9 protein-coding genes and 7 tRNA genes are annotated in these 11943 nt (G+C 61.8%); 6 read left to right on the top strand and 10 right to left on the bottom strand.

What is annotated here, in order from left to right:
* Window positions 1-21: 21 nt before the first annotated feature.
* Together CAQU_RS07035 and CAQU_RS07030 are read right to left on the bottom strand one after the other, a co-directional pair.
* A complete protein-coding gene (locus tag CAQU_RS07035; protein WP_075726422.1) occupies window positions 22-1242 on the bottom strand; it encodes a ribonuclease D in 1221 nt (406 codons plus the stop codon).
* A 56-nt stretch (window positions 1243-1298) separates the two neighbouring features.
* A complete protein-coding gene (locus CAQU_RS07030; protein WP_245797224.1) occupies window positions 1299-1922 on the bottom strand; it encodes a DUF3000 domain-containing protein in 624 nt (207 codons plus the stop codon).
* 304 nt (window positions 1923-2226) lie between these two features.
* Between CAQU_RS07030 and hemQ the strand changes: the two genes are divergently transcribed.
* Window positions 2227-2973 carry a hydrogen peroxide-dependent heme synthase gene (hemQ, locus tag CAQU_RS07025; RefSeq protein ID WP_075726420.1) on the top strand — a complete coding sequence of 249 codons (747 nt, stop codon included), beginning with the start codon at window positions 2227-2229 and terminating at the stop codon, window positions 2971-2973.
* Between the two features lie 71 nt (window positions 2974-3044).
* On the opposite strand, the gene msrB is transcribed toward hemQ, so the two are convergent.
* The 8 genes from msrB to CAQU_RS06985 all read right to left on the bottom strand — a co-directional run bounded on the left by msrB (window position 3045) and on the right by CAQU_RS06985 (window position 5566).
* Window positions 3045-3479 carry a peptide-methionine (R)-S-oxide reductase MsrB gene (gene msrB, locus CAQU_RS07020; RefSeq protein ID WP_075726418.1) on the bottom strand — a complete coding sequence of 145 codons (435 nt, stop codon included), beginning with the start codon at window positions 3477-3479 and terminating at the stop codon, window positions 3045-3047.
* Between the two features lie 131 nt (window positions 3480-3610).
* A complete protein-coding gene (locus CAQU_RS07015; RefSeq protein WP_245797223.1) occupies window positions 3611-4876 on the bottom strand; it encodes a glycosyltransferase family 87 protein in 1266 nt (421 codons plus the stop codon).
* Window positions 4877-4982: 106 nt separating this feature from the next.
* Window positions 4983-5055 (bottom strand) — tRNA-Gly (locus CAQU_RS07010).
* Window positions 5056-5091: 36 nt separating this feature from the next.
* A tRNA-Val gene (locus CAQU_RS07005) sits at window positions 5092-5166 on the bottom strand.
* 23 nt (window positions 5167-5189) lie between these two features.
* Window positions 5190-5265, bottom strand: a tRNA-Gly gene (locus CAQU_RS07000).
* A 36-nt stretch (window positions 5266-5301) separates the two neighbouring features.
* Window positions 5302-5376 (bottom strand) — tRNA-Val (locus tag CAQU_RS06995).
* 12 nt (window positions 5377-5388) lie between these two features.
* A tRNA-Cys gene (locus CAQU_RS06990) sits at window positions 5389-5459 on the bottom strand.
* A gap of 31 nt (window positions 5460-5490) precedes the next feature.
* Window positions 5491-5566, bottom strand: a tRNA-Gly gene (locus CAQU_RS06985).
* Between the two features lie 751 nt (window positions 5567-6317).
* On the opposite strand from CAQU_RS06985, the gene CAQU_RS06980 reads away from it, so the two are divergent.
* The 5 genes from CAQU_RS06980 (at window position 6318) to thrS (ending at window position 11793) form a co-directional block, all read left to right on the top strand.
* A tRNA-Val gene (locus CAQU_RS06980) sits at window positions 6318-6392 on the top strand.
* Window positions 6393-6821: 429 nt separating this feature from the next.
* Window positions 6822-7400, top strand: a complete 579-nt coding sequence (locus tag CAQU_RS06975; RefSeq protein WP_075726416.1) for a copper resistance CopC family protein — start codon at window positions 6822-6824, stop codon at window positions 7398-7400.
* Window positions 7401-7405: 5 nt separating this feature from the next.
* Window positions 7406-8047, top strand: a complete 642-nt coding sequence (locus CAQU_RS06970) for a copper chaperone PCu(A)C (protein ID WP_075726414.1) — start codon at window positions 7406-7408, stop codon at window positions 8045-8047.
* Between the two features lie 209 nt (window positions 8048-8256).
* Complete coding sequence (locus CAQU_RS06965; protein ID WP_075726412.1) at window positions 8257-9516, top strand: Dyp-type peroxidase; 1260 nt, start codon at window positions 8257-8259, stop codon at window positions 9514-9516.
* Window positions 9517-9813: 297 nt separating this feature from the next.
* Window positions 9814-11793, top strand: coding sequence for a threonine--tRNA ligase (thrS, locus tag CAQU_RS06960; RefSeq protein ID WP_084563205.1), 1980 nt, complete (start codon window positions 9814-9816; stop codon window positions 11791-11793).
* Window positions 11794-11943 lie beyond the last annotated feature (150 nt).

Genomic DNA, 11943 nt, shown 5'->3' with positions numbered 1-11943 from the left:
AGGGCAACGACCTTTGGTGTTTTATTTGGCTAGTGCTGCTAGTGGTTCGGCGAGTGCGTCGATTTGCCAGGGGCGGGCCTGCTGTTGCTGCAGGCTGTCTCGGATGAGGTTTTCCATGTTGGCGGTGTCTGCGGGGGCGTCCACGATTGTCATGGTGACGGCCTTGAGGGTGGCGTTGTTGGGGAGGCAGCGCCGGTCGATGGTCATTTCCTCGGCGATGGTTTCGACGGTGTCTCGAACCTTATCCCAGGTGTCGATGAGGGTGTCGTCGTCGCGCCAGCGGTTGGAGGACAGGGCGTGGTGGGTGTCGTGTGCGCGGTGGTTTTTTTCGACGCGTGGGGGTCGTCCTGTTGCGGCTTTGGCCGCGGCGATGGTGTCGAGCAGGCGTGGCAGGTAGGTGCCGGGGATGCGCCGCCCGAGGGGGAGTTGCCGTAGTTGTCGGATGGAGCTCGGGGGGCGAAGGGCTGCGGCGATGAGGGCTTTGTTGGGCAGGATTTTTTGCACGCTGGTGTCGGTGGCTGCGCCTTCGCTGTGGCGGAAGGCGTCCAGGGCTGCGGCGACGCGTTGGGAGGTGGCGGTGGTCAGCGCGTGGGCGCCTTTGAGCTGGTTCCAGGCTTTTTCTTCAGTGGGGGCGTGTGCGGCTTCGGCGACGATGAAGGCGCATTCCTGCTGGAAGTATTCGAGTTTGCCTTCTTCTTTGAGGTCGGTGCAGAAGATTTCGGCTAGCGGCAGGAGGTATTCGACGTCGAGGGCGGCGTAGTCCAACCAGTCGCGGGGCAGCGGGGTGCGGGACCAGTCTTCGTTGCTGTGGGCTTTTTCCAGCACGATGTTGAGGTTGGCTTCGACGAGTGCTCCTAGTCCGGTGCGGGGTTCGTGGAGCATGAGGGCGGCGATTTCGGTGTCGATGAGGTCGCCGGGTTCCAGCCCGAGCATTTTGAGGCAGGGCAGGTCGTTGTGTGCGGAGTGGAGGACCCAGGTGTGGCCGTTGAGCACTGGGGCGAGTGCTGCGGAGCAGGCGGCGCGGTCGGCTTCGGGGGCGATGAGGATGGTGCCGGTGCCTGCGCGGTGGGCTTGGATGAGGAAGGCTCGTTCGCCGTAGCGGAAGCTGGAGGCGCGTTCGGCGTCGAGGGCGATGGGGCCTTTTCCGGCGGCGAGCAGTTGGGCTGCTTGCCTAAATTGGGTGGCGGTGGCGTAGACGGGCGGTGTGCCACCTTGGGGTCGGCTAACGTGGGTTGTTGTCACGTGTAGACAGCCTACCTTGGCTGGAGTACTTGTTGGCGCCTGTGGGGTTTGTGGTGTTAGCCGTGGAGGCTGGTGACGCCTTCGGGTGGTAGTCCGGCGACGTGTGCGAGGACGTCGGCGAAGGCGCGCACGTGGGCGGCAAGGTCGTTGCCGTTTGCGGTCCAGGATGCGCGGAGTTCGAGTTGGAAGGCCCGTGGTGGGCCGCCGATGTCGCCGAATCGGACGGAGGCGGTGGAGGTGACGGTTCCGCCGAGGTTGGTGAAGTCGGCGCCGGTGGTGCCGAGGCCTTCTTGGAGCCAGTCCCAGGCCACGTCGGGCAGCAGGGGGTCGCCGGCGACGGCGTCGTCCATGTCTGCTTGGATATAGGCGACTAGCCGCATGTCGCCGTCCCAGGCTTCTTCGCCGGCGGGCTCGTAGAGCACGATCAGGCGCCCGAAGGCGTCACCGCTGGCGTCGGTGGGGATGTTGTCCTCGGGGATCTCGCGGGTGACTTCCAGGCCGATGGCGTGGGAGTGGGTGGCGAGTTTTTGTGGGGGCCGGATGGTGCCCAGGGACATGTCCGACCGGAGGTCGGAGATGTACATCGATTCAACCGCCTCCTTGAACAGCTGCGGGGTGGCGTCCTTGGTGGTCGCGGCAGCAGCGGTGGCGGGGCCTGAGGTGGCATCGGATTTAGTCACGTCGTCAAAGCTACATTTCGTGATGCAAACGACGGTGGAGGCGCGCCGTGGGCGTGTTGCGCCAGTGTGCGGTGTTGGGGTCTTGAGGTGTGGCGGGTGGGGGAGTACGGGGGAGGCCAGCCGGCATGTATGTGACAGTGACCATATGTTTGGGGTGCCGGTATCCATCGAAAGGATGAAGTGCGTATCATATGGTGGTTAGATACGGGCGCAATTATTGTTGTGCCGCGCGGTTGGATGCGTGGTGTTCGGGTTGTTGCGCTCGTCGATTTTGCAGTCACCCACCCTGTTGAAAGGTGTCCTTATGACCCACTCCCACGGTTCCGAACAGTCCCAGGGGCGCGCCCACGCGCAGCGTCCCGACTACGCTGCGTTGAATAAGGTGCAGCGCTATACCCAGTGGGCTGTGTTCCGCATTATTCCGGGCGCGCTCGGTTCGGAGCGGGCCGAGATCATCGCTAATGCCCAGGAGTTTTTCCGCAACCTCGAGTCCCGGGGCGTGGTCACCGTGCGCGGTATCTACGACTGCTCTGGTATTCGGGAGGGCGCCGATTACATGATTTGGTGGCATGCGGAGGAGATCGCGGACATTCAGGCCGCCTTCAACGAGTTCCGGCGCACCACGGTGCTGGCGCAGGCATCTGAGGAAGTGTGGGTCGCCACCGCATTGCACCGGCCCGCCGAGTTCAACAAGTCTCACCTGCCCTCGTTCATCATGGGTGAGGATCCGGGGGCCTGGATTACGGTCTATCCTTTCGTCCGTTCCTATGACTGGTACTTGATGGATGAAAAGGATCGCCGCCGCATCCTCGCCGAGCATGGCATGTCCGGTCGAAACTACCCGGATGTGCGCGCCAACACTGTGCCCGCCTTTGCTTTGGGCGATTACGAGTGGATCCTGGCATTTGAGGCCCCGGAGCTGCACCGCAACGTCGATTTGATGCACACCATGCGCTACACCGAAGCTCGGCTGCATGTGCGCGAGGAAATCCCGTTCTATTCCGGCCGCAGGGTCGAAGATATTAAGGACATCATCGAGATCCTGCCCTAAAAAGCGGCATCGAACACACCAGAACCCACCGTGGCGAGCTATCGCACGACGGTGGGTTTTGCTGGTTTGGCCTAGTTATCAGTGGTGGGTTCGAGGGTGAGGCAGATGGAGTTGATGCAGTAGCGCAGGTCCGTGGGGGTGTCGTAGCCTTCGCCCTCGAAGACGTGGCCTAGGTGGGAGTGGCAGTTTGCACACAGCACCTCGGTGCGCACCCGGCTGAGGGAGCGGTCTTCGCGGGTGATGACGGAGTCGGCGGCAAGAGGAGAAAAGAATGCGGGCCAGCCACAGTGGGCCTGAAACTTCTCCTGGGAGCGGAACAGCTCCGCATCACAAGCGCGGCAGCGGTACACGCCCGTGGTGGTGGTATTGACATATTCGCCGGTGCCGGGGGCCTCGGTGCCGGCCTGACGCAAAACGGCATATTCCTCCGGGTTGAGCATGGCGCGCCATTGCTCCTCGCTCAGATCGCGGTAGTTGATGCTGTCGGCATTGTCAGGAGTTTTCATAACCGTCCACTGTAATGCGGGCGGCTTGAAGGGGCGAAACCCCGGCGTGGGAACACCAAGAAAAGTAAAGAAAAAGCTTCCACCCCACAGCCTGTCCGGGCAAGCAGGTGTGGGGTGGAAGCGGGGGAGGACTAGTGTGCTGGCGCTAGCGGGGCCGGTTGTGTTGCGGCAGGTGGGCGACGGTCGCTCAACCACCACGTGACCGCGGTGGTCGAGATAACCACCAGCAGCAGTGCCCAGCCAAAGGTGGGCTTGGCGTAATCCGCCAACACGGAGACACGCTCATAGTCGTTGATCACCCAGTGTTCGGGGGTGAGGAACAGGTAGGCCGCGACCCAAGCCACGGGGGTGTGCATCACGCTGCGGGCACGCAGCACGGTAAACAGCAGCGGGAACAGCAGCATGGAGTAGTACATCTGCCCCAAAGAGGACAGGAAGAACACCCCACACAGCAACAATCCGGAGGTGGTGGCCATCCACAGCAGCGGGTCGGTGTTGCGGTAACGCAGCAAGAAAATGACCCCGGCGGCGACAACGGCTGCGAAAAATACCTGCCAGAACTTTTCTTGCCAGCCAGGCATTTGGTAGAAGACGGCCTGCCCGGACAGGGAACTATTGGCGTAGTCGCGGGTCTGCTTGAGATAAGGCATCAGCCGGGTGACGTAGTCACCGGCGCCGGGAACCAGCGGCCAGGCAACAATGTTCATCACGATAGGCACGGCCACGCCGGTCGCCACGGTGCGCCATTGCATTTTGACAAACGGCAGGAACAAAAGCGGCAAAAAGATGGGCTTCACCAGCCCGGCAAACCCTAGCACCACCCCGGCGGCAATGAGCTTGTTGTGCATCATCAGCCACAAAAAGCCCACCAGGGCCAGTAGCAACAACCCATTGATGTTGGAAAATACCAAGGTGTTGCGCACCGCCTCGGTGAGGAAGGCCAGCGCAATACTGACCGGCCACACGGGAGAAGACAGCTTCCAGCCAAACAGGCGGGTCAAGATTCCTAGCGCAACAATGATCGCCGCAGCATTAACGATGACGAAAGCCGTGCGGGCCGCATCGAAATCAGTCAGGTATCCCAAAGGGCTGAGAAATAGCGTCGCGCCAGGGGAGTAGAGGTAGTGCGGGTCAACATAGGCGTAGTTTTCGTTGTAGACCGGCACCCCCTCGATGAAGCGTCGCAGGGCGTAGTACACCGTCGAGAAGTCGTCAGTGATGGAACCATTCATCGCCAACACCGCCACCCGATGTATCACCAGGATGAGCGCCAAGGGCCACGCCACCACGTTGCCGATGGAAGCGAAACGGGCGCTGTGCGCCCGTAGGGGATCAGCGTCTTTCGGCCGGGCCGGCGCGTTCCACAAGGAGGTGATAAATTCTCGTCGACTAGTCACCCGCTAACCATAACCAACCGGGGGCAGAAAACCGCTCTGCCACCACCGGATAAGCACATAAAAAATCCCCCAGATTCCGTTGTTGGAAAGAATCTGGGGGAAGCTGAGCGGATGACGAGACTCGAACTCGCGACCCTCACCTTGGCAAGGTGATGCGCTACCAACTGCGCTACATCCGCATGGACCGGGTGTTTAAAGAGCTTGGTGCCAAACTCTGGTGCGCGATACTGGGATCGAACCAGTGACCTCTTCCGTGTCAGGGAAGCGCTCTCCCGCTGAGCTAAACGCGCGGGGCAAAGAACCCTAAGGTTCTTGGAGCGGATGACGAGACTCGAACTCGCGACCCTCACCTTGGCAAGGTGATGCGCTACCAACTGCGCTACATCCGCATGGACCGGGTGTTTTAAGAGCTTGGTGCCAAACTCTGGTGCGCGATACTGGGATTGAACCAGTGACCTCTTCCGTGTCAGGGAAGCGCTCTCCCGCTGAGCTAAACGCGCTTGCAAACTGCGAGGTGGAAACGGGAATCGAACCCGTGTGCACGGTTTTGCAGACCGTTGCCTCACCACTCGGCCATTCCACCGTGGCGACTACTCGCCAAAGGTATTTCAACCTGGAGCGGATGACGAGACTCGAACTCGCGACCCTCACCTTGGCAAGGTGATGCGCTACCAACTGCGCTACATCCGCATACACATCCCGAACAACTGCCCGGCGTGGTGCGCTAAGAACATTAGCCCGAACCATTGCGTGAACACAAATTTATGCCCTAATGTGCAGGTCACTAGGGGTGCAATGACATCGTTGGGATTTGAAAATGTTGTGGCCGCATCCAGAGTGCACCTGCCGATGAGCTAGGGGGGTGCTGGGTCGGTAGTAGTCACAGGCTTTCCATCTGTCCTTCCGCCTGTGCCATGTCTGCTGTTGATTCATGGGTGCGGCTGGTGGCGAGTATGCCGGTGAAGGTGCGACGGGGTCTGGCAGGGTCCAACCTTCCCAAAGTCACAGTGAACGGCGTTGTTGGGGAGATGCCAGCATCATTCGAGCCGCTAACAGGGGTGGGTGAGGGAAGGTGCAGTGGGATGGGGTGCTTGTTGATTGTGCTCCTTGGCCTTCACCCACCCTCGCGGCGCGACGGTCGCGACGGTGATGTCGGGGATGGCCGATGTCCCATGCTGGCCGGCTGCTTGTGTCAGATGGGGTGGTGGCCGCAGGGTGCGAAAGGAGTCTCCAGGTGTGGGCAGGTGGTGATATTGGATCGGCTGCGGGTAGCCCGACCCAATCTGGTGGCGAGCTGGTGTCGGTCCGGTGGCGGGAATATGCGGGAAGTTGACCCTTCACACTATGGGTGACCTGCGAATTGGTCACGACACGTTGGATAATGCTAACGTTTTGACGAGCCGCAGCGCGCAAGCGGAGCGGAAAAGTGCATAACACCTAAGGTCCTATGGCTCAGTGGAAGAGCGTTCCGTTCACACCGGAAAGGTCGCTGGTTCGATCCCAGCTAGGACCACCACAACGAAGGTGGGGTTCGCAAGAAACTGCGAGCCCCACCTTTTGCCATGTCGCCACTTTGCATCAAGCGGTCGACCGGATCTGTGCAGACACACTTTTTATCCTGTAGGTCCCAACAGGCCACGGCGGGGGTGTGGGGTGGGTGCCAAAAGGGCAAGCTATTGCGCGCAAAAGCGTGTCGGATTTTCGCTGGCGGGGGTAGTTTTGCGGGCTGGAAAAATTCGTGGGGAACCACAAACCACTTCGAGCCGACTAGTCATGCGTTGTCACCATCTTCCCGAGCCAAGCCGAAGCGGCTTCGACGCCACCTGGTGGATTGCTTCACTGTTGGCTGGCAAAAGCCTTCGAAAACATCCACTTGGAGATCTTCGGGGCTAGAGTGTGACACGACCCCATTGACTAAGGACACCCGAAAGGGAACGTTTTCTCCATGAACCACCGCCTCGCCCGCGCCATCGTCACCCCTGTTTGTGCAGTTGGTTTGGTGTGCGCACTGGCCCCGCAGGTCTACGCCCACGACGTCGTCGTCGGCGGAAATCCCGCAAATGGCGAAACGGTTTCCCAGTTCCCGCATTCCATCACGCTTGAGTTCTCCGGCATTCCGCAAGGAAACTTCAACACGCTGGCTGTCAGCGACGCTGATTCCGGCACCGTTTTGTATAGCGGGCAACCAGAGCTCGACAAGCAAAACGTCACGTTGAATGTTCCCGAGGACATCAACCCTGGGCCGGGTTCCTACGTCGTGGGCTTCCAAATTACGTCTTCCGACGGGCACGCCACCCGTGGCAAGACCACCTTCACGGTTGCTCCGCAACCGAGTGAACAGGCGGCTGCTGGGGCAAGTTCAGCTCCCGCAACCCCCACCACGTCCCCCACGGCAGCTGAAACTGAAGCTGCCCCGCAGGCAGCTGACTCGAACAAGTCAACCTGGCTGTGGGCTGGGGTGGCGGTTGCGTGTGCTCTTGTGGCCACAGCTGCGCTGTCGTTGACCAAGAATCGAAAGGGCTAAACACCTTGACTTCCCGTTTTTCCGCACGCCGCGGCGTGATTGCTGTCTCCGTTGCCGCTCTGGCACTGGCTGGCTGCTCCAACTCCGAGACCGACTCTGACAAGAAGGTTGACACCGCCACCGGCGTTGCAGCCCCCAGCGTCACCTCCACGGCTGCCGCAACCTCCTCCGCCGCCACTGAGGCAACCGATGCCGCAGTGACCTTCAAGGATGGCTTCGTCAAGGCCAAGCCGGCCGACAAGTCCATGACGGCCATCTTCGGTGAACTGGTCAACACCACCGACACCCCGAAGCACATCGTTGGATTCACCACCTCCCTGGGGGAGGCCTCCTACGAAATCCACGAGGTCGTCGACGGCCAGATGCAGGAAAAGACTGACGGTGTCACCGTGCCGGCAAACGGCACCTACACCCTGAAGCCGGGTGCTGATCACTTCATGATCATGGGCTACTCCCAGCCGATCGAGGCTGGCGACGCAGTGACCCTGACCCTCAAATTCGAGGACGGCACCACCGAAACCATCAAGGACGTTCCGGTGCGCACCATCGCCGCCGGCCAGGAGGACTACGGCTCCCACGGTGGCGTAGAAGGCCACTCCGGCATGTCCGAAGCCCCCAAGGCTGATCACGACCACAAAAACCACTAAGCCCATCCCAGTGGCACCCTGATCGGGGCGGGTCGGTGTTCCCTTCTACGCAAGCGGATATCCACGACCCGCCCCGCAGTGTTTTAACCTAACAGTGGCCCTTGAAGGTCCACACACCCCAAGCGCTCCCGCTACAAGCTTGGCATCACGCCAGATAACCCACCCCTCACCCCAACTTTTCGCAAGAAAGGTCAAAAGGTTCGATCCCCATGGGCTTTGTACCAGCCGACAAAAAACCGCGTCCCAGCACCGCCGGGGTGAGCCGACGAACCTTCCTCACCGGCCTTTCCCTCGGCGCGGCAGGAGCGGCCACCGCAGCCTGCGCCCAACCCGATAATGCCACCGCCACAGCACAGGCCGAACAGCCACGGCACGGAACCCACACCATCGCCTTTAGTGGCCCGCACCAGGCCGGAATCGCAACGCCCGCGCAAGCCCACATGAACCTCGTCGCCTTCACCGTGCGGGCAGGCATCGACCGGCAAGGCGTAGCCCGCTTGATGCGACTATGGACCCAGGACGCCAGCCGGCTGACCCAGGGGCAAGCACCCTTGGGCGACCTCGAGCCTGAAATGGTCACCAGCCCCGCAAACCTCACCATCACCTGCGGATTCGGCCCGCGCCTCTTCGACATCATCGGCCGGCAACAACAGCGCCCGCAGTGGCTGCACCCCATCCCCGAGTTCAGCCGCGACCAGCTCGACGACGCCTACGGCGAAGCCGACATCGTCCTGCAACTGTGCTGCGACGACGCCTTGACGCTCGCGCACGCCACCCGGCACATGATCCGCTCCGGCATCGACTACGTCAGCACCCGCTGGATGCAGCAAGGCTTTCTCACCCCGCCCGGACACAACCCGGAAGAAACCCCCCGCAACCTCTTCGGGCTCAAAGACGGCACCGTCAACCCTCGCGAAGAACGTGACCTCGACCAGGTCGTGTGGATTGACTCTCCCGACACCTGGCTCAACGGCGGCAGCTGCATGGTCGTGCGCCGCATCGCCATGAACCTCGATACCTGGGAAATCCTCGACCGCGCCTCCCGGGAAACCGCCTTCGGTCGAAAACTCGACACCGGAGCACCCCTAACCGGTCAAGAAGAATTCCAAGCCCCCGACTACGAAGCCACCGACGAATACGGCCTGCCCGTCATCGACCCCATGAGCCACATGGCCAGGTCCACCAACCCCGCCGACAAACCCGGCCAACGCATCCTGCGCCGCGCCTACAACTACGACCAACCCCCCGTGCCCGGCAGCGAATCAACCAGCAACGCCGGACTCGTCTTCATCTGTTTCCAGCGCAACCCCGAAGAACAATTCACCCCCATCCAACAGCGCCTCGACGAAGCAGACCGCATCAACCAGTGGATCACCCACATTGGATCCGCCGTCTTCCTCATCCCCGGCGGCGTCGGCGAGCAACCCCACCAAGACACCTACTGGGGACAAAGCCTGCTGGAGAACTAAACCCCACACCCTGACCGCGCCAAGCAACAGCACCAGCGCTGCCGGTGGTCACCCGGGCGGGCGGAATCTGCCCTTTTAGGCTGCACAGAGTATTATCGACAATCGCACAAAAACCGCCCGCACCCAGCGGGCTAGCCTGTGCCAACACGACGTCTTTTTTCCAGGGGGCGGCCAGGTATGTCGTTTCCCTCCCCGAAGCTCAAGTAAGGAGCACCCCAGCCCGTGTGTATCTCTGATCAGCCAGAGCGCGAGTTCGCGCCCTTCAACGTTCCCGCCGGCACCCCGGTAGGAGCAGCAATGCGCGAACTAGAACTGCCCAACAAGGGCCCCGAAGCCATCGTCTGCGTCAAAGACGCAGACGGCCAGCTCAAAGACCTCTCCTTCGTGCCGGACACCACCGCCGAATTCACCCCGGTGCCCGCCAACACCGAAGAAGGCCGCTCGGTTATCCGCCACTCCTGCACGCACGTGTTGGCACAAGCCGTCCAAGCCGAATTCCCCGGCACCAAACTCGGCATCGGCCCCGCCATCGAAAACGGCTTCTACTACGACTTCGACGCCGCCGAGCCCTTCACCCCAGAAGACCTCAAGCGCATCGAAAAGCGCATGAAGAAGATCATCAAACAGGGCCAAAAATTCGAACGCCGCGTCTACGCCGACCAGGCCGAAGCCCGCGAAGCCCTGGCCAATGAGCCCTACAAGCTGGAACTGATCGAAGACAAGGGCAACGTCGACCCCAACTCCGACGAAGCCACCGAAGTCGGCTCCGGCGAACTCACCGGCTACTACAATCTCAACCCCCGCACCGGGGATGTCGAGTGGTACGACCTGTGCCGCGGCCCCCACGTGCCCACCACCAAATACATCCCGGCCTTCGCCCTGACGCGATCCTCCGCAGCCTACTGGCGCGGCGACCAGTCCAACGCCGGCCTGCAGCGCATTTACGGCACCGCCTGGGAATCCACCGAGGCCCTCGAGGAATACCAGCACATGCTGGAAGAAGCCGAAAAGCGCGACCACCGCCGCCTTGGCACCGAACTCGACCTGTTCAGCTTCCCCGACGAAATCGGCTCCGGTTTCCCCGTCTTCCACCCCAATGGCGGCATCATCCGCCTGGAAATGGAAGAACACTCCCGCCGCCGCCACATCGCCTCCGGCTACAGCTTCGTCAACACCCCCCACCTCACCAAGGGGGACCTGTTCAGCAAATCCGGACACCTCGACTTCTACGCCGACGGCATGTTCCCCCCGATGCAGCTCGACGGCGAGTACGACGAAAACGGCAACTGCACCAAGCAGCCGCAGGACTACTACGCCAAGCCGATGAACTGCCCGATGCACAACCTCATCTTCGCATCACGCGGCCGTTCCTACCGTGAGCTCCCGCTGCGCCTGTTCGAATTCGGCACCGTCTACCGCTACGAAAAATCCGGCGTGATCCACGGCCTGACCCGTGCCCGCGGCTTCACCCAGGACGACGCCCACATCTACTGCACCGAAGACCAGCTCGAAGCAGAGCTGACCAGCGTGCTGGACTTCATCATCTCCCTGTTGCGGGACTACGGCCTCGACGACTTCTACCTCGAGCTGTCCACCAAGGACGAAGGTAAATTCGTCGGCTCCGACGAAATCTGGGAGAAATCCACCGCCATCCTCCAGCGCGTGGCAGACACCTCCGGGTTGGACCTCGTGCCGGATCCGGGCGGCGCAGCCTTCTACGGCCCGAAGATCTCCGTGCAGGCCCGCGACGCCATCGGCCGCACCTGGCAAATGTCGACCGTGCAGCTGGACTTCAACCTGCCGGAACGCTTCAACCTGGAATACACCGACTCCGACGGCTCCAAGAAGCGCCCGATCATGATTCACCGCGCCCTGTTCGGCTCCATCGAGCGTTTCTTCGGCGTGCTGCTCGAGCACTACGCCGGCGCATTCCCCGCCTGGCTGGCACCCCAGCAGGTCGTCGGCATCCCCGTCGCGGAAGCATTCTCCCCCCACCTGGAAGAAATCACCGCCCGACTGCGCGACAAGGGCATCCGCGCCACCGTCGACACCAGCGACGACCGCATGCAGAAAAAGATCCGCAACCACACCACCGCGAAGGTGCCCTTCATGTTGCTGGCCGGCGCCCGCGACGTCGAAGCCGAGGCCGTGTCCTTCCGCTTCCTCGACGGCACCCAAGTCAACGGCGTCCCCGTCGATGAAGCCGTGGAACTGATCAGCGCCTGGATCACCGCCCGCCGCAACGAACAGCCCACCGAAGCCAACCTGCGCGGCTAAACCCGCACCACGGCGCAGCGCTACACAACCCCGCACCGACACACCAACCCATCAACCGGTGGTGTGCGCTGCGGGGTTTTTGCTTGAATCCGCCCACCACCGCCAGTGGCGATGCGCACCACCCAAACCTGCGTGCCTAGGCCCCGCGCG

It is taken from the genome of Corynebacterium aquilae DSM 44791 (genome assembly GCF_001941445.1).
Classification (GTDB): Bacteria; Actinomycetota; Actinomycetes; order Mycobacteriales; family Mycobacteriaceae; genus Corynebacterium; species Corynebacterium aquilae.
Note: the sequence above shows the minus strand (reverse complement) of the source record. Positions and strands in the feature narration are given on the sequence as shown.